The 17,048-nt window shown below is 72.7% G+C and carries 18 protein-coding genes, 1 tRNA gene and 1 riboswitch; of the genes, 7 read left to right on the top strand and 12 right to left on the bottom strand.

Annotation, left to right across the window (positions count from 1 at the left end; all coding sequences use genetic code 11):
- Nucleotides 1-153: 153 nt before the first annotated feature.
- The 3 genes from ABXJ56_RS11455 to ABXJ56_RS11445 are packed head-to-tail and all read right to left on the bottom strand — an operon-like array spanning nt 154 to nt 3,565.
- Nucleotides 154-981 carry an LmeA family phospholipid-binding protein gene (locus tag ABXJ56_RS11455; protein WP_353999788.1) on the bottom strand — a complete coding sequence of 276 codons (828 nt, stop codon included), beginning with the start codon at nt 979-981 and terminating at the stop codon, nt 154-156.
- 21 nt (nt 982-1,002) lie between these two features.
- Nucleotides 1,003-2,667: an arginine--tRNA ligase gene (gene argS / locus ABXJ56_RS11450; protein WP_353999787.1), complete on the bottom strand. Its 1,665-nt coding sequence runs from the start codon at nt 2,665-2,667 to the stop codon at nt 1,003-1,005.
- A 46-nt stretch (nt 2,668-2,713) separates the two neighbouring features.
- Nucleotides 2,714-3,565 (bottom strand): transglutaminase-like domain-containing protein, encoded by an 852-nt coding sequence (locus ABXJ56_RS11445; RefSeq protein WP_353999786.1) that lies wholly within the window; start codon nt 3,563-3,565, stop codon nt 2,714-2,716.
- 57 nt (nt 3,566-3,622) lie between these two features.
- Between ABXJ56_RS11445 and ABXJ56_RS11440 the strand changes: the two genes are divergently transcribed.
- Together ABXJ56_RS11440 and ABXJ56_RS11435 are read left to right on the top strand one after the other, a co-directional pair.
- Nucleotides 3,623-4,444, top strand: a complete 822-nt coding sequence (locus ABXJ56_RS11440) for an SGNH/GDSL hydrolase family protein (protein ID WP_353999785.1) — start codon at nt 3,623-3,625, stop codon at nt 4,442-4,444.
- Nucleotides 4,445-4,457: 13 nt separating this feature from the next.
- Nucleotides 4,458-4,530, top strand: a tRNA-Arg gene (locus ABXJ56_RS11435).
- 185 nt (nt 4,531-4,715) lie between these two features.
- Here the strand turns inward: ABXJ56_RS11435 and ABXJ56_RS11430 are convergent.
- From ABXJ56_RS11430 to ABXJ56_RS11405, 6 genes are all read right to left on the bottom strand, one after another.
- Nucleotides 4,716-5,201, bottom strand: coding sequence for a CinA family protein (locus ABXJ56_RS11430; protein ID WP_353999784.1), 486 nt, complete (start codon nt 5,199-5,201; stop codon nt 4,716-4,718).
- Nucleotides 5,202-5,288: 87 nt separating this feature from the next.
- Nucleotides 5,289-5,615: a DMT family transporter gene (locus ABXJ56_RS11425; protein WP_353999783.1), complete on the bottom strand. Its 327-nt coding sequence runs from the start codon at nt 5,613-5,615 to the stop codon at nt 5,289-5,291.
- Nucleotides 5,616-5,625: 10 nt separating this feature from the next.
- Nucleotides 5,626-5,690: riboswitch (guanidine-III (ykkC-III) riboswitch) on the bottom strand.
- A 146-nt stretch (nt 5,691-5,836) separates the two neighbouring features.
- Nucleotides 5,837-6,724 carry a CPBP family intramembrane glutamic endopeptidase gene (locus ABXJ56_RS11420; protein ID WP_353999782.1) on the bottom strand — a complete coding sequence of 296 codons (888 nt, stop codon included), beginning with the start codon at nt 6,722-6,724 and terminating at the stop codon, nt 5,837-5,839.
- A gap of 62 nt (nt 6,725-6,786) precedes the next feature.
- Nucleotides 6,787-8,028 (bottom strand): MFS transporter, encoded by a 1,242-nt coding sequence (locus ABXJ56_RS11415; protein ID WP_354000013.1) that lies wholly within the window; start codon nt 8,026-8,028, stop codon nt 6,787-6,789.
- Between the two features lie 98 nt (nt 8,029-8,126).
- Nucleotides 8,127-8,792 (bottom strand): tRNA (guanosine(46)-N7)-methyltransferase TrmB, encoded by a 666-nt coding sequence (trmB, locus tag ABXJ56_RS11410; RefSeq protein ID WP_435404994.1) that lies wholly within the window; start codon nt 8,790-8,792, stop codon nt 8,127-8,129.
- Between the two features lie 126 nt (nt 8,793-8,918).
- Nucleotides 8,919-9,758: a DUF3097 family protein gene (locus ABXJ56_RS11405; protein WP_353999780.1), complete on the bottom strand. Its 840-nt coding sequence runs from the start codon at nt 9,756-9,758 to the stop codon at nt 8,919-8,921.
- Nucleotides 9,759-9,914: 156 nt separating this feature from the next.
- Here ABXJ56_RS11405 and ABXJ56_RS11400 point away from each other — a divergent pair, with 156 nt between their 5' ends.
- The 4 genes from ABXJ56_RS11400 to ABXJ56_RS11385 all read left to right on the top strand — a co-directional run bounded on the left by ABXJ56_RS11400 (nt 9,915) and on the right by ABXJ56_RS11385 (nt 14,169).
- The gene (locus ABXJ56_RS11400) at nt 9,915-11,933 is read left to right on the top strand and encodes a TPM domain-containing protein (RefSeq protein ID WP_353999779.1); all 2,019 of its coding nucleotides are present in this window, start codon (nt 9,915-9,917) and stop codon (nt 11,931-11,933) included.
- Between the two features lie 118 nt (nt 11,934-12,051).
- Nucleotides 12,052-12,801: a PspA/IM30 family protein gene (locus tag ABXJ56_RS11395; protein WP_353999778.1), complete on the top strand. Its 750-nt coding sequence runs from the start codon at nt 12,052-12,054 to the stop codon at nt 12,799-12,801.
- 88 nt (nt 12,802-12,889) lie between these two features.
- The gene (locus tag ABXJ56_RS11390) at nt 12,890-13,705 is read left to right on the top strand and encodes an arginase family protein (RefSeq protein WP_353999777.1); all 816 of its coding nucleotides are present in this window, start codon (nt 12,890-12,892) and stop codon (nt 13,703-13,705) included.
- Entirely contained in the window at nt 13,702-14,169 is a 468-nt protein-coding gene (locus ABXJ56_RS11385) for a Fe-S oxidoreductase (protein WP_353999776.1), read from the top strand. Before ABXJ56_RS11390 ends, ABXJ56_RS11385 begins: the two co-directional genes overlap by 4 nt.
- Before the next feature lie 39 nt (nt 14,170-14,208).
- Here the strand turns inward: ABXJ56_RS11385 and ABXJ56_RS11380 are convergent, their stop codons facing one another.
- The 3 genes from ABXJ56_RS11380 to ABXJ56_RS11370 all read right to left on the bottom strand — a co-directional run bounded on the left by ABXJ56_RS11380 (nt 14,209) and on the right by ABXJ56_RS11370 (nt 15,988).
- Nucleotides 14,209-14,670: an SIP domain-containing protein gene (locus ABXJ56_RS11380; RefSeq protein ID WP_353999775.1), complete on the bottom strand. Its 462-nt coding sequence runs from the start codon at nt 14,668-14,670 to the stop codon at nt 14,209-14,211.
- 83 nt (nt 14,671-14,753) lie between these two features.
- Nucleotides 14,754-15,482 carry a tyrosine-protein phosphatase gene (locus ABXJ56_RS11375; RefSeq protein ID WP_353999774.1) on the bottom strand — a complete coding sequence of 243 codons (729 nt, stop codon included), beginning with the start codon at nt 15,480-15,482 and terminating at the stop codon, nt 14,754-14,756.
- Nucleotides 15,479-15,988, bottom strand: coding sequence for a carboxymuconolactone decarboxylase family protein (locus ABXJ56_RS11370; protein ID WP_353999773.1), 510 nt, complete (start codon nt 15,986-15,988; stop codon nt 15,479-15,481). The genes ABXJ56_RS11375 and ABXJ56_RS11370 overlap by 4 nt, the downstream gene beginning before the upstream one ends.
- Nucleotides 15,989-16,039: 51 nt before the next feature.
- Here ABXJ56_RS11370 and ABXJ56_RS11365 point away from each other — a divergent pair, with 51 nt between their 5' ends.
- Nucleotides 16,040-16,984: an alpha/beta fold hydrolase gene (locus ABXJ56_RS11365; RefSeq protein WP_353999772.1), complete on the top strand. Its 945-nt coding sequence runs from the start codon at nt 16,040-16,042 to the stop codon at nt 16,982-16,984.
- The last annotated feature ends 64 nt before the right edge of the window (nt 16,985-17,048 follow it).

The raw sequence follows: 17,048 nt of genomic DNA, 5'->3' as shown, positions 1-17,048 counted from the left end.
CGGCCCGCCGGGATCCGAAAGGTGGCGGGCGTCCCGGCCGGTGCGATCACGCGCCGGGGCGTCCCTGCGGACAGTGCCTGAAGTCTACGGCACGCGCCCGCGGCGCCCCGCGCGCTGCGCACTCTGCGACATCCGCGCCCTGCGGGCCGTGCGCTACGCGCAGGCACCCTCGGCTTGGAGTGCGGAATCGGAGAGGATCGCGCCGTCGATGTCGAGCTCGGCCACCACCCCCCGCTCCTGTACGGAGATCTCGCGCAGGGTGACCCCGGCGGGGATCTGGTCGGCCACGCACACCGTCCAGTCGCGGAGGATCACGTCGGCGACCAGGCCGAACTGCTCGCGGATGCGGTCGGCGGACAGCGCTGTGCCGGCGACGTCGATCTCGGACGGCGTCAGGACGATGTCGCCACCGTCCGCGACCGGGGTCAGCGCCACCCCGACCGGGATCTCCGCGGCGAAGACGGGGACGTCGATCGACACCGTCACATCCGGCGCGGCGAGGTCGACCGTGTCGACGGGGAAGGAGTCGATCGTCGCCAGGAGAGCGCGGAGCTGATCGGCGTCCATCGTCACGGTCGCGGATCCGGCATCCATCGCTCCCCCGCGGATGGGCACACCCCGGGCGACCACGAGGATGTCACCGGTGAACGCGTCACCGAGGGCGACGTCGTCGGACGACAGGGTCAGCTCGTCCAGGCGCCCCGCGATGAGCTGCGGGAGGACGGTTCCGGCGACCTCGACCTCCAGAGGCTGGTCGGCGGGGAGGTCGAGTGCGGTGATCACCTGCTCGCGCACCGTCGCGGTCACGATCGACCGCGCGATCGCCTCGCCGGCGAACCAGGCGCCGATCGCCAGCGCGCCGATCACGACGACGGCGGCGATCCAGGGCCAGACCCTGCGGCGCCGACGCGCGGGCGCGGCGGTGGGAACAGCCCAGTCGGGGAGGGGCTCGGTCGGTCGGGTCTGTCCCTGATCTGCCATCTCCACCCGTTCCTCAGTCGGTCACATGCGCTCGGGAGCACCGACGCCGAGCAGACGCAGGCCGTTGCGCAGCACCTGTCCGGTCGCGTCGTTCAGCCACAGCCGCGTGCGGTGCACGGGCTCGATCGGGTCGTCGCCCTGCGGGATCACGCGGCAGCTGTCGTACCACCGGTGGTACAGGCCCGCCAGCTCCTCGAGGTAGCGCGCCACCCGGTGCGGCTCGCGCACCTCTCCCGCGTAGGCGAGCACGCGCGGGAACTCCTGCAGCGCACCGAGGAGCGCGGCCTCGGTCTCGTGCGTGAGCGTCTCGGGGGCGAAGTCGCTGCGATCCACGCCCGACGCCGCGGCATTGCGCCCGACGTTGTGCGTGCGTGCGTGGGCGTACTGCACGTAGAAGACGGGGTTGTCGTTCGTACGCCGCTGCAGCACGTCGAGGTCGACGTCGAGGTTCGAGTCGGCGGAGCTGCGGGTCAGGGCGTAGCGCGCGGCATCCACTCCGACGATCTCGACGAGGTCCTCGAGGGTGACGACCGTGCCCGCACGCTTGGACATGCGGACCGGCTGGCCGTCCTTGACGAGGTTGACCATCTGCCCGATGAGGATCTGCAGGTTCACCCCCGGCTGGTCGCCGAACGCCGCGCACATCGCCATGAGGCGCTGGACGTACCCGTGATGGTCGGCGCCGAGCATGATGATGCACCGGTTGAAACCGCGCTCGCGCTTGTCGAGGTAGTACGCCAGGTCGCCGGAGATGTAGGCGGGGTTGCCGTCGGACTTGATGACGACACGGTCCTTGTCGTCGCCGAAGTCGGTCGAGCGCAGCCACGTGGCCCCGTCGGACTCGAAGATGTGACCGAGCTCGCGCAGCCGCGCCACGGCCCGCTCCACGGCACCGGAGTCGTGCAGGTCGTTCTCGTGGAAGTACACGTCGAAGTCGACGCCGAACTCGTGCAGGGACTGCTTGATCTCGGCGAACATGGCGTTCACTCCGAGCTCGCGGAACGCCTCCTGCTTGGCCGCCGGGTCGAGCGCGTCGATGTCGCCCTCGTAGGCCCGCGCGACGCGGCGCGCGATGTCGCCGATGTACGCACCGCCGTAGCCGTCCTCGGGCGTGGGCGCCCCCTCGTGCGCGGCGACGAGGCTGCGGGCGAAGCGGTCGATCTGCGCGCCGTGGTCGTTGAAGTAGTACTCCCGGGTGACGCGGGCGCCCTGCGAGGCGAGGATGCGCGCCAGAGCGTCGCCGACGGCGGCCCAGCGTGTGCCGCCGAGGTGGATCGGACCGGTCGGGTTCGCGCTGACGAACTCGAGGTTGATGATCTCGTCGGCGCGGGCGTCGGAGGTGCCAAACCTCTCCCCCGCGTCGACGATCGTCTTCGCCAGGGCACCGGCGGCGGCGGCGTCCAGCCGGATGTTGATGAATCCGGGGCCGGCGACCTCGACCGAGTCGATGCCGTCGACCGCCTCGAGGCCTGCGGCGATCTCCGCGGCGAGTTCGCGCGGGTTGGCGCCGGCGACCTTGGCGAGTTTCAGCGCGGCATTGGACGCCCAGTCTCCGTGGTCGCGGTTCTTCGGCCGCTCCAGGGGGAGGTCGGCGGCGGTGAGACCCTCCGACGCGCCGGGGCGTCGCGCCTCGACCAGGGGCGTGATGACGGCGAGCAGAGCGGCGGAGAGGACGTCGGGATTCATAGACCGATCAGTCTAGTTCGCCGGCCTGGACGCTCCCGTTCGGCGATCAGCCGATCTGGACGAGCGTGGTGAAATCGTCCGGCTCCGCGGCGGGCGGCGCGGAGCCGGCGTCCACCGTCTCGTCGTCGCCGGCGACGGCGCTCGCGTCGGCGACCCACGCGTCCACGCGGAGGCGGCGGAGTCCGACGTTGCCGCCGTGGTAGCTGAGGAATGCGCAGTCCGCGGCGTCGCGCCCGGTGGCGATCCGCACGAGCGAGCGACGGTCGGCCAGGCGCGTGGCGTCGATGACGTACCAGGCGCCGTCGAAGTAGGCCTCCGCGACGGCGTGGAAGTCCATGGGCTCCAGGCCCGGGGCGAAGCATGCGGCGTAGCGCGCGGGCATGTCCATGGCGCGCAGCAGCGCGATGACGACGTGCGCGTAGTCGCGGCAGACGCCCTGGCCGGTCATGAGGGTCGTCACCGCGCTGTCCGTGCCGTGGCTGAGACCCGGGGTGTAGGTGGTGCTGGTGGCGACGAAGTCCGACACCGCGGCGATGAGGTCGTAGCCGCTGAGACCGCGGAATTGCCGACGGGCCTGCGGGAAGACCTCGTCGGACTGGCAGTACCGGCTCGGACGCAGATACGTGATGGCCTCGAGGTCGCTGGTCCGGCTCGCCGTGGTGACGCCGTCGACGACCGCGTCGTAACGCACCGAGAGGAGGCCCGCCTCGCCGGTCAGGCGGTGCAGACGCGTACCGGACTGGTCGACGATCTCGGTCGGGGTGTACACGCGATCGTCCTGCGTGAAGCTCAGCTGCTCGCTCGATCGGGGCACCGGCTGGGCCGCCGTGATCTGGAAGATGAGGTCGACGGGAGAGGCGAGCTCCAGCTCCATTTCGGCGGTCACGACGCGATGCACCGGAGTATCCTCGCACGCCGGAAAGGCCGCTCGGGCCGCGTGCAGTACCGTCATCCCATGGGGCGCGGGGACGAGGTCTGGCACCGGCGTCCCGTCTGGGTCCTGACGGGCGTCGCCGTCGTCCTCGCGATCGTCCTCGGGCTCGGCGCGACCGCCCTCGGGACGGGGTTGTTCGGGCTCTTCCGGGCCGCCCCCGCGACCTCCGCCGACACCGCGGCCGACGCCGAGGCGCCGGCAGCGCCGCGCCCTCTCGTCCTCGAGGACGGACAGCGGATGCTGGTCTTCGGCGATTCGTGGACCTACGGTCTCGGGGCGCTGACCCGCGCCCTCGGCTATGCCCCGCGGGCCGCGGCGATCCTCGGCGCTCACGCGGTGGTCGACGGCGAGCCCGGCAGCGGATACCTCCGGGAGGGATGGGAGGGCGGCACCTACGGCGAGCGCATCGCGACGCTGTCGGCGGAGGCCGCGTTCGACGTCGTGATCGTGCCGGGGTCGATCAACGACCGCCGCGCGTACCCCGACGGGTACGACGCCGCGGTGACGGCCGCGTGGGATGCCCTGGCGGCGACCTATCCCGGCGCGGCGTTCGTCGTGCTCGGCCCGGCCCCGCACGTCCTCCCCGTGGACGACGCCGTGGCGGCGATCGATCGCGATCTCGCCGCGCTCGCCGCCGCGCGCGGGTGGGGCTACATCTCCCCCCTGTCGGAGGCATGGATCACGGAGGAGAACTACCTGTCGGTCATCGACATCGGTCCCGTGGGGCTCCGGCATCCGTCCACCGACGGCCACGCGTATCTCGCCGAGCGGCTCGCCGATGCGCTGCGCGCCCTCGCCGCCCCCGCGGTGGCTGCGGCGGAAACGCCCGCGGGCGGGTGGTAATCTCGACCGGTACGCCTCCGTAGCTCAGGGGATAGAGCGTTGGTTTCCGGTACCAAAGGTCGCAGGTTCGATTCCTGTCGGGGGCACGTCATCGCGAGAGGGGACCGTCCGGAGGGCGGTCCCCTCTCGCGATCTCTACACCCCCTGTCAGGCGGGCCCCTGCCGCCGGAGGCTCCGCGCGGCGCGCAGCGTCGGGTGGAGTGGCGGTAGGGCGCGGGGGCACGTCATCGCGAGAGGGGACCGTCCGGAGGGCGGTCCCCTCTCGCGATCTCTACACCCCCTGGCGCGCCCGGTCCCCGGCCTCGCGGGCGAGAGAGGTCAACAGCTCGAGGGCGGCGTCGACGGTCGCGGCGAGGATCTCGTGCGGCTCCCCCTTCAGCTCCAGGCGGCGGTGGCCGACGGCATCCGCGGTCGCCCAGCCGAGATAAACCTCGCCGGGCGGGTGACCGTCGTCGTCCTCGGGGCCGCCGACACCGGTGGTCGAGATCGCGAGGTCGGCCCGGAGGAGGTCGCGCACCCCCGCGGCCAGCTGGCGGGCGACCTCCGGTGAGCACGGATCCAGGTTCCCGTCGACCCCCAGGACCTCGTTCTTGACCGCGGTCTGGTAGGCGACGACTCCCCCGCGGAACCATTCGCTCGCGCCCGCTCCGCTGCCGATCGCACCGGCCAGGAGCCCGGCGGTGAGCGACTCGGCGACGGCGATCTGGACGTTTTTCACCGCGGCGATCTCGGACAGCTCGGCGGTTCCCATGCTCATCCAGCGTACGGATGCCGCAGCTCCGCGCAATCCCGAAGCGGCGCGTCTCGGGGTCGGCGGCCGCACGGCATCCGCGCCGCAGCGCGCTCAGGCGTGGTCGCCGCCGACGAGCTTCAGCCCGATGACGCAGCCGACCAGGCCGAGGATGAGCAGCATCCGCACGAGCGAGAAGCTCTCGTCACCGGTGATCATCGCGTAGCCGACGGTGAGGGCCGCGCCGATGCCGACCCACACCGCGTAGGCGGTGCCGGTGGGGATCTCGCGCATCGCGTAGGCGAGGCCGCCCATGCTCACCACGAGCGCGACGCCGAAGATCACGCTCGGCCAGAGCTTGGTGAATCCCTCGGTCTTGCCGAGGGCGGTCGCCCACACGGCCTCGAGGATTCCGGACAGGATGAGGATGATCCACGACATGGCACGTCTCCATGGCCAGTCTTGTCGCTCACCGGGTACTGAACCCTCGTCCGGGGATCCGGTCGGGATCCACGTGCCACTCTAGCGCCCCACCCTGCGCACCCCCTGGGCAGAGCGCACCCGGCACTCCTGTGGCGCTCGTGGCCGCGTCCGCGCGATCGAGGGGGCCGCGGGCGCCACATGAACGCCCGGCGAGAGCCCTCGCGACGCCCGGACCCGCGTCAGACGAGGAACCACCCGTCGAGGAGGCCCGGATTGTGGGCGTGGACGAGCACGGCGAAGACGACCGCGTCGAAGAGGAGGTGCACCGTCACGACGTAGGCCAGCGACCGGGTCTTCATGAAGATGAAGCCCTGGAGAAGGGCGAACGGGATGGTCAGGAACGGCCCCCACGCCTGGTAGCCGAGCTCCCACAGGAACGACACGAACACGATCGACTGCAGGATGTTCGCCTGCCAGTCCGGGAAGTGCCGGCGCAGCAGCGCGAAGCAGGTGCAGATGAAGAACAGCTCGTCCCAGATGCCGACGGCGCCGACCCCGACGAACAGGCGCGCGATCAGGTCGGGGGTGTCGACGACCGGCCAGTTCATGTAGACGCCGGAGGTGATGAAGTAGAACGGCAGGATCAGCCAGCCGAGGACGAGGACGGCGACGAGCCACGACCACTGGAACGCCGTCCACCGGCCACCGCCGCGCCACGGGAACCGGATGGCGTAGTCGCGGTACACCCACCGCGACAGCACGTAGGGCACCGCGACCGCACCGCCGAGGGCGAGGGTGAAGCGGAGGAAGGCGAGGTTGTCCAGCTCCGCCTTGAGCGGGATGACACTCACGACCAGCAGACCCGCCGCGATCAGCGAGAGGTCGCGCGTGAGGCTGGGGCGACGGATGCCGTCCCCCGCGGCGTCCGTCGACGGCGGCCGCTCGAAGGCCTCGCGCCGCTCGATGAGGAGGGCCGCCCCCACGCCGACGGCGAGGAGCACCCAGGCGAGCCACGGGGTGAGGAGGACGAAGAACGCCGGGGCCGCGAGGCACACCGCCAACGCCGGGAGGAGTCGCCACGTCCAGGCGGGACGGGTGGCGACGGGGGCGGCGGCGTGAGCGGGCATGAGTGTCCTTTCAACGGTCCTGCGGGTCGGGGGGTGCTGCGGGTCGGGATGGGTCCTGCGGATCAGCGGTCGAGCGGATGGGCGATCTCGTCCTGCCGCATACGCGCCACCCACAGCACCACGAAGCTGAGGACGAAAGGCACGAGACCGGCGACGATGAAGATGGTCGGGATCGGCACGACCTGGGCGAGGGGGCCCGCGAGCGCCATCGAGACCGGCATGAGCGCGAGCGAGACGAAGAAGTCCAGCGAGGAGACCCGCCCCAGCATGTGTCGCGGCACGCGGCGCTGCAGGAGCGTCCCCCAGATGACGTTGCCGTAGCTGAAGCCGAAGCCGATCAGGAACACCGACGCCATCATGAGCGCGTACACGTCGGTCAGGCCGATGACGATGAACGGAAGGGTCGACGCGCCCCACACGAGCGTCATCACGCTGAGGTAGCGCCGCGGAAGAGGCCGGGCCGAGACCACGAGCGACCCGACGACACCGCCGACGCCGTAGACGGCGAGGAGGAAGCCGAACCACCGCGGGTCCTCGCCGATGCGGTCGCGCGTGAGGAAGGGCAGCAGCACCTCCTCGGGTCCGAGAACCACGAGGACCCACACCGTCGCGAACAGCAGCGTCCACAGCAGCCAGCGGGTGCGGACGGTGAAGCGGACGGCGTCGGCGAGGTCGCCGAGCATGCCGCGTGTCGGCGCCGTCTCCTCTTCGGTGTCGGGCGCGGCATCCTCGTGGCGGACGAAGAACAGCAGCACGAGGGCGACGAGGTGGGCGAGCGCGACCCCGACGGTCGCGTGCGCGGGCGCGACGACGGCGGCCACCACCATTCCCGCCGCGGCCGGGCCTGCGGCCTGCTGCAGCGCCGGTCGGATCGCGCCCTCCAGGCCGTTCGCGGCCAGGAGCTGGTCGGCGGGCAGGATCCGCGGGAGGATCGCGCTGTAGGCCGGGAAGAAGAACCCGGCACCGGCGCCGAGGATGAACGCGAACACCGTCAGGTGCGGAATGGTCACCGTGGCGGTGAAGCTGACCACGACGACCGACCCGATGGCGACGACGTTGGCGGCCTCGACCACCCGCAGCACGGCACGGCGCGAGACCCGGTCGGCGACGATCCCGCCCGGGATCGCGCAGGCGAGGAGGCCCACGGCGCTCGCCGCCGCGACGATCGACAGCGCGACCTCGTCGCCCCCGGCGTCGATGACGGTGTAGACCATCACGACCGCCCACATGCCGGCGGCGAAGACCGACAGGACGACGGCGGAGAACAGCATCCGGAAGTCGGGGTGGCCGAGCGGCCGGACCATGCGCCAGCGATCCCGCGCCGAGGAGTCGGGGTCGTGCGCGCCGACCGGGATCGGCCCGGTCGGCTGCGGGCCCGTCGTGCGAAGGTCCGGTGTCTCGCTCACACGCGGTCGTCCCGCCGGTAGGCGAGGTCGCGGATCTCGCGCCCGACCCGCATGCCCTTCCGCTCGAAGGCCGTGAGCACGCGCCCCTCGAACCGTGGCGCCCACGCTCCCTCGAACGCGCGGGAGAACCGGTCGGCACCATCGAGGACGTCGCGCATCTGCAGCGCGTAGTCCTCCCAATCCGTTGCGAGCCGCAGCACTCCCCCGGGCCGGAGGGCGGATGCCGCGATGCCGGCGAACTCCTCCGTGACGAGGCGCCGCTTGTTGTGCTTCTTCTTGTGCCACGGATCCGGGAAGAACACCCACAGTTCGGCCAGGGAGCCGGGCGGCAGGAGGTGGCGGAGGACCTCGGGTGCGTTGGCCTCGACGAGGCGGAGGTTGCGGACACCCTCCCGATCGGCGTCGAGCATCGTGCGCGCGAGTCCCGCGGCGAAGACCTCGACGGCCAGGAAGTCGGTCTCCGGGGCCGCCGCCGCGGCGTGGACGATTGCGTGACCCTGCCCGGAACCGATCTCGGCGATCAGCGGTGCCGTACGTCCCCAGACGGATGCCGGATCGACCGTCGTCCCCGGCCGGATGCTCGTCGCAGCCTCGTCGCGGTCGACCTCGAGGACGAAGGCGGGGGCGAGCTCGCGCCAGGCGCGTTCCTGCGCCTCCGACATCCGGCCGCTGCGGCGGACGAACGAGACCGGTCGGTCGCGGAATCCGCGGGAGGGGACGGGGCTCGGCGACGCGGTCTCGGACACTCCCCCAGGCTACCGGCGGGGTGCCCCGCCGACGGCGCCGCCTCAGTCCACCGCGGTGACGAAGTCGATGAGCTCCTCCACCCGCCCGAGCAGCTCCGGCTCGAGGTCGCGGTACGAGTGGACGGAAGCGAGGATCCGCTGCCACGCGCGGGCGAGGTCGGCCTGATCCCGCGCGGGCCATCCGAGCGCGCGGCACACCCCGACCTTGTACTCGATGCCGCGGGGGACGTCGGGCCAGCGTTCGATCCCGACCGCGCGCGGGGTGACGCACTGCCAGACGTCCACCCACGGGTGTCCGACGATCCGCACGTGGGCGCCGTGCGGGCCGCGGGCGACGGCGTCGGCGACGCGGGACTCCTTGGAGCCTGGGACGAGGTGGTCCACGAGCACGCCGTAGCGACGCGCGGCCGAGGGCGGCTCGTCGTCGAGGGTGGCCTGGAGGAGGTCGACACCCTGCAGGTACTCCACCACGACGCCCTCGGCCCGGAGGTCGTCGCCCCACACCTTCTCGACCAGCTCGGCGTCATGGCGACCCTCCACGAGGATGCGGCTCGCGCGCGCGGTGCGGGCACGGGCCTCGGGGGCCGCGAAGGATCCGGATGCCGTGCGGCGGGGCCCCGCGGGCGCCGTCGGCGCCGGCGGGACGAGCACGACGTCGTCGCCGTCGATGAGGAAGCCCGCCCCGAGGGGGAACAGACGTCGGCGGCCGACGCGGTCCTCGAGCTCGACCATGCCGCCCGAGACCGCTGTCACGGCGCCGCAGAATCCGTCGTCGGCGACCTCGACGACCGTGTCTCGCGTCGCCTCCACCCGCGCCAGCTGTCTCGCCGCGCGCTGCTTCCAGCCGGCTGCCAGCACGTCGGTGCCGTATCGATCGTCCATGCGTCCTCCGCCACGGCACGCTACCCGCATAGCAGGTCGCGGGCGGCCCGACCCGCGGGAACGCCGAGAGGATCCCGGCGGGCTTCCCCGGTATGCGCGGCGGTGCATAGACTCGCCCCGTGGGTCGGAAACGACTCTCGCCGAAGGGGGATCTCCATGCGCGCACGGTGGGCGGCGATGCTCGCGCTGATGCTCGCGCTGGTGTGCGTCCCCGCGACCGCCGCGTTCGCGACACCCCCGGTCGACCTCGGCTCGGGCTACGTCCTCGACGATGCCGGCGTGCTCTCGAGTGCCGACGCGGATGCCGCCGAGGAGCGTCTGACGCAGCTGCGTGCGGAGACCGGCGTGGACCTCTGGGTGGTGTTCGTGGACACCTTCACCGACCCGGACTCGTCGGAGGCGTGGGCGAACGAGACCGCATCCCGAAACGGCCTCGGGCCGACGCAGTACCTCCTCGCCGTCGCCACCGACACGCGGCAGTTCTACATCTCCGGCGACAGCGAGGGCCCGGTCACATTCGACCAGCTCGGCGCGATCGAGCAGCAGGACGTGCAGCCGGCATTGGCGTCGGGCGACTGGCTCGGCGCGATCGACGCGGCCGCGACCGGGATCACCGAGGCGACCGGCGGCGGATCCGGTGGCGCGGGCGGGTCTGCCGGCGGCTCCGGAGGCGGCGTCCTCACCGTGATCCTCGCGATCGCCGCGGTCGGTGCCGCGATCGCCGTCATCGTGGTGTTCGTCCGGCGACGCCGTTCTGGCGCGCGCGGGGGCCCCGCGGGCACGGGACCGTCGGGTCCCCCGGCCGTCGCGACCGCCGAACTCGTCCGCCGTGCGGCATCCGCCCTCGTGGAGATGGACGACGCGATCAAGACGAGCACGCAGGAGCTCGGGTTCGCCACCGCGCAGTTCGGCGAGGCGGCTACCGAGGAGTTCTCGCGCGTCCTCGCCGAGGCGCGGGCGGATCTCGACACCGCTTTCGAGACCCAGCAGGCCCTCGACGACGAGACCCCCGAGTCGGATGCCGAGGTGCGGGCCGCCGCCACCCGCATCATCGAGCTGTGCGAGGGCGCGGGCGCCCGCCTCGACGCCAAAGCCGAGGCGTTCGACGAGCTCCGTCGTCTCGAGCAGAACGCGCCCGAGGCCCTCGCGCGTGTGCAGGACGAGCGTGAAGACGTGCTCGGCGCGCTGCCGGCCGCCGACGCGACGCTCGAGCGGCTGCGTGCGTCCTACGCCGACGAGGCGCTGGCGGCCGTGGCGGACAACCCCGCCCAGGCGCGCGCGCGGATCGAGTTCGCCGACGAGCAGATCGCCGTCGCGACCGCCGCGATCGGCGCCGGACGCGGTGGCGAGGCCGCTGTCGGCATCCGTGCCGCCGAGGAGGCCGTCTCGCAGGCGCGCCTGCTCGAGCGGGCCGTGGAGACGCTGGCCGCCGACCTCGCCGAGGGTGAGCGCGGGGCCCACGCCCTCATCGCGGAGCTCGAACGCGACCTCGCCACCGCATCGACGCTGCCCGACGGCGACGGTCGGGTCGCTGCGGCCATGGCCGCCACGCGCGCACAGATCGACACCGCGCGCGAGAACCTCGCCGGCACCGATCGGCGGCCCCTGGCGATGCTGCAGGGCCTGGAATCGGTCGACACGCAGATCGACGCGGTCGTGCAGGGCGTGCGCGACGCGGAGGCCGCCGCCCAGCGCGCGCGCCAGATGCTCGCGCAGCACCTGATGCAGGCTCAGGCGCAGGTCGCCGCCGCCGAGGACTACATCACCGCCCGCCGCGGCGGTGTCGGCGCCGAGGCGCGCACGCGCCTCGCCGAAGCCGGCGCCTCGCTCGTGCGCGCGCAGCAGCTGCAGGCGACCGATCCGGCACAGGCGCTGCAGCAGGCTCAGCGCGCCGAGCAGCTCGCAGGTCTCGCGATGCAGCGTGCGCAGGCCGACGTCGGTGCGTTCTCGGCCGGACCCTCGCAGGGCGGCGGAGGCAACGGGATGATGGGCGCCGTCCTCGGCGGGATCGTCCTCAACTCCCTCCTCGGAGGCGGCTCCTCGCGGGGATCGTCCGGGGGTTTCGGGGGCGGGTTCGGCGGGTTCGGCGGCGGCGGTCGTTCCGGCGGGGGAATGCGGCCCGGCAGCTTCGGCGGCGGCGGCACCCGCGGTCGCCGGGGAGGTGGCCGCTTCTGAATCACGCCGTCTCACCCGCGCAGGCCGCCTCACCCGCGCAGGCCGACCCACTCGCACAGGCCGCCCCGCGGCACCCGCTTCTCCCCTCATCGTGAATCGTTCGACAGGAAGGAACACCATGGCCAAGCAGTCCATCTTCGGTCGCATCTCGACCCTCGTGAAGGCCAACATCAACGCACTCCTCGACTCCGCCGAGGACCCGCAGAAGATGCTCGACCAGCTCGTGCGGGACTACACCAACTCCATCGCCGACGCCGAGGCCGCGATCGCAGAGACCATCGGCAACCTGCGCCTCCTCGAGCGCGACCATCAGGAGGACATCCAGGCGGCGGCCGAGTGGGGCAACAAGGCGCTGGCCGCGAGCCGCAAGGCCGACGAGCTGCGCGGACAGGGCAACACCGCCGACGCGGACAAGTTCGACAACCTCGCCAAGATCGCGCTGCAGCGTCAGATCAGCGAGGAGAACGAGGCCAAGGCCATCGCTCCCACCATCGCCGCGCAGACCGAGGTCGTCGACAAGCTCAAGGACGGCCTCAACGGCATGAAGCAGAAGCTCGACCAGCTGCGCTCCAAGCGCAGCGAGCTCCTTTCGCGCGCGAAGGTCGCCGAAGCGCAGAACAAGGTCCACGACGCCGTCAAGTCGATCGACGTCCTCGACCCGACGAGCGAGCTCGGCCGCTTCGAAGACAAGGTCCGCCGCCAGGAGGCCCTCGCGCAGGGCAAGCAGGAGCTGGCCGCGTCGAGCCTCGACGCGCAGTTCACGGCGCTCGAGGACGTCGGCGAGCTGACCGAGGTCGAGGCGCGTCTGGCGATGCTGAAGTCGGGCGGGTCCACCCCCGCCGCGATCAACGCCCCCACCACCCCGTGACCCCCGACCGTGGGGCGTCGATCATCGCGATCGGCGCCCCACGGTGCTTTCCGGACGCGGTGCCGGAGCGAGCGGAAGGAGACCGCCGATGACGCGGTTCGTCGTCGTCCCCCAGTGGCAGGGCAGCGCCTCGTCGCGCGCGATGCAGTTGATCGACGGAGCCGAGGCCCTCGCGGGCGACCTGCCGCGGCCGCGGACGGTCGTGATCGATGTGCCCATGGAGGCCGGTGAGGCGCTGGACACCGGGGTGCTCCGGGCGAGCTCCCTTGGCCGCATCCGTGCGCAGCTGGAGGCCGCTCTGAGCCTCTCCGACGAGCCGGTCCTGACCGTCGGCGGCGACGCCGGCGTCGCGCCCGCCGCGATCGCGCACGCGGCCGGACGATGCGCGCGGCTCGCGGTGCTGTGGATCGCCGCCCACCCGTCGCTCCATGACACGTCGTCGTCGCCGAGCGGCGCGTTCGAGACGATGGCGCTCGGCGCCGCGCTCGGACGGACGGATGCCGGACTCGGCCTCGCGCCCGGCATCCTCGCCCCGGAGCGGGTGCTGCTGGCGGCGGCGCGGGCCGCCGACACGGCGGAGGAGGCGGTCGCGGCGGAGCTCGGCATCCGTGCCTTCACGATTCCCGGCGACACCGACGCGCTCGTCGACGCGCTGTCGGCCGGGGACGCGGACGGCCTCTACGTGCACGTGGATGTCGCCGCCCTCGATCCGTCGGCGATCGCCGGGCTGGTGCGCCCCGTCCCGTTCGGGCCGAGCGTGACGGAGCTCACGACCGCGATCGCGCGCGCCCGCGAGGCGGTGCCGCTGGTGGGGTCGTCGCTGAGCGGCTACTCCCCCGCCTCGGCCACCGCCGCGACGGACGACCTCGGCCCGCTCCTGCGGATCGTGGGGGCACTCGCGTGAGCAGCGCCCAGGCGGCCGCCGCGGCGCACGCCCTCGCGACGGGGCGTCGGATCGATCGCTGGATCCCGCCCGTGCTGCTGGATTCGCCGATCAGCCGGCTGGGCTACCTGTACGGCTGCACCGTCGGCTGGGTGTGGGGGACGCTCTGGAGCACCGGCCGGGTGCAGCGTCGCGGCGGACTGTGGGTCTTCCGCGGAATGCCGTCGTGGGCCTTCCCGCGCGGCGGCGTGTGCGTCGGCGGGTGCTTCCTCACCGGCAACGGCGCGATCGACGATCGACTCCTGCGGCACGAGGCGGTGCACAAGCGGCAATGGCAGCGGTACGGCTTCCTGATGCCGCTCCTCTACGCCCTCGCGGGGCGCGATCCCCTGCGCAACCGCTTCGAGATCGAGGCGGGCCTGGAAGACGGGCGCTATCTCCCGCGGCGCCGCGGGGCAACGCGGACGGACGGGGTCGCCCGCTGACGGTCGTCTCGGTGGGTCGGCGGTGAACGGGACGATCTGTCAGCGGCGGACGCTGAGACCGAACCGCTCGGGCGTCTGGATGCGCTCGGCCGCGATGCCGAGGTCGCGGAGACCGTCGACGATGTCGGCCGTGCCCAGATAGCCGCCGAGGAGGTGGATGCGGGTCTGGTCGTCGTCGGCGCAGAGCATCTCGTCCGCCCAGGCACCGACGGCGCGGGCCAGCGCGAGACCCGGCGTGCACGCGCGCGCCGAGCCCGGGGCACCGGAACGGCGGGATCGATCGAGCCACGTCACCGTCATGCGCGCCGGGGCGCCGACCGCGAAGACGTGCCCGGCGTCGGGCACCTCGATGAACACACGGCCCGTGGAGCAGAGCGGCAGCGTCGAGAGCAGGGTCTCCAGCTCGACGAGGGACGACTCGTCGGCGGTGATGAGGTGCTGCACGCGCGTGTGACGGGAAGCCCGGCACGCGGCGGCGGAGTGCTCGGTGCTGTGCGACATGGTGCATCCAGCATAACCCCGACGAAGGGTTGGCTAACCTCACTCGTTGATATCGGCCGACGCCCGCGCACCCGGACGACGACTCAGCGCGAGACGAGCACCCGACCGAGCTCGACGACTTCGTCGTCGCTCAGTCCGTGCGCGAGCAGATAGTCGCGCGCGGAGCCGTACTCGGCATCGATGCGATCGAGCAGCCGCGCCATGACCTCCGCGGGCGAGCCCGCCACGAGCTGCTCGAGCTGGGTCGATTCCGGATGCTGCGCGCGCAGCCAGTCGATGACGGCGCGCGTCCGCTCGACGGGGAGGAGCGCCGCGGTCCGCGCGTAGTCGGCGACCACCTCGTCGCGGTCCACCCCGGCCGCCGACAGGGCGACGGCGACGGTCACTCCGGTGCGGTCCTTCCCGACCGTGCAGTGCACGAGCACCGGCTGATCGATCACCACGGCACGCACCGCGCGGACCACCGCCTCGGACGAGTCGTCGACGATGCGCCGGTACATCTCATCCAGCCCGATGTCCTCGGCGAAGAAGGACGTCACCGACCCGAGGAACAGCGGCACGCGCTCCACCGGCACGTCCGCCGGAAGGCGGCTCGGGTTGGCCTCGACCTCGGCCGCATCGCGGAGATCGACCACCCGTCGCAGGGACAGGCGTGACAGCGCGGCGACACCGTCATCGGCGAGGTGCGCCAGCGTTCCCGACCGGTAGAGCGTGCGCTCGCGCGTCACGCCGCCGCCCGCGCGCAGACCCCCGACATCGCGCAGATTCATCGCCCCGGCGACGGCCGCGAGATCGACCGGTTCCCCGCTCACCACGCCGAGCCCGCGGCGGCGTCCCGGTCCTCGCCCTTCAGATCCTCCCGCGGCGGCACCGCGTAGCGCCCGGCGATCGCCACCCGGTTGAACGCGTTGATCGCGACCAGGATCCAGCTGAGGGCGACGTACTCGTCCTCGCTGAAGACGCCGCCGACGCGGTCGTACAGCTCATCCGACACGCCCCCGTCGTGGATGCGCGCATACGCCTCCGCGAGCTCCAGACCCGCCCGCTCGCGGTCGGTGAAGACGCCCGACTCCCGCCAGACGGGGATCTGCGCGACGATGTCGGCACCCAGCCCGATCTTGGCCGCACGGTCGACGTGGACGCGCACGCAGAAGGCGCAGCCGTTGATCTGCGACGTGTGGATCTGGACGATCTCGCTCAACCGCGGCTCGATCGAACTCGAGGCCGCGAGCGACCCCACCGTCGTCGAGAACGCGGCGAGCGCCTTGTACACCGTGGGGGCCGAGCGGGACAGGTGCACGCGCGCTTCCGGACTCATGCCGTCAGCCTACCCACGCACCGGGCGCCTCCGACCGGACAGAATGGGCGGATGACCGAGCCCGAGAACGAGTTCTCCTTCCTCTCCGCGCAGGCCGTCGATGCGGGCGCGACCGGCCCGCTCCCCCGGGCCGAACGTCTCTTCCGCACCCTCGCGGACGGCCGCACGCTGAGCGCACTGCGCTACACCCCCGCAACGGCTCCGACGGCGGGCCCGGCGGTCACCTTCCTGCACGGGGCGGGCTTGAACGCCCACACCTGGGACACCACGATCCTCGCCCTCGGGCTCCCCGCCCTCGCGATCGACCTCCCCGGCCACGGCGACTCCTCCTGGCGCGAGGACGCGGCGTATGTCGGCCGCGTCCTCGCCCCCGACATCGTCGAGGGGATCCGCGCGTGGGCCGACGGACCGCAGGTGCTCGTGGGGCACTCGCTCGGCGGCCTCACCGCGGCGGCGGTCGCGGCATCCGCTCCCGAGCTCGTCCGCGACCTGGTGGTCGTCGACATCACCCCCGGCATCGACCCGAACGGCGGCGCCGCGCAGCTGCGCGCCTTCTTCGCCGGGCCCACCGACTGGGCCACCCGCGACGAGGTCGTCGACCGGGCGCTCGCCTTCGGTCTCGGCGGCGGCGCCCGCGCCAAGGTGGCGCGGGGCGTCTTCTTCAACACCCGGGTCCGCCCCGACGGGCGGGTGGAGTGGAAGCACCACTTCGCGCGCCTGGCCCACGACAGCGCCGCGTCCGCGGCGGACGGCAGCACCGCGGCCGCCGGCCCGGACGCCGTCGCCGCGGTGCTGGGCGCCGCAGGGTGGGAGGACCTCGCCGCCGTCACCGCGCCGCTCACGCTCGTCCGTGCCGAACGGGGCTTCCTCACCGACGACGACGAGTGGCAGTTCCGCGCGCGGCTCCCCTCAGCCCGGATCGTCCGCATGGATGCCGGTCACAACGTGCAGGAGGATCAGCCGCAGACCCTCGCCGCCCTCGTGCGGAGCATCTAGGCTGGTCTATCGCGGTCTGCACCCGAGCGGCCCGCGCCCCCTCGGTCCCGTCGTGTCCGGATGA

Source organism: Microbacterium aurantiacum (assembly GCF_040532595.1).
Lineage (GTDB): Bacteria > Actinomycetota > Actinomycetes > Actinomycetales > Microbacteriaceae > Microbacterium > Microbacterium chocolatum_B.
This window is presented reverse-complemented; position numbering and strand designations above follow the sequence as displayed.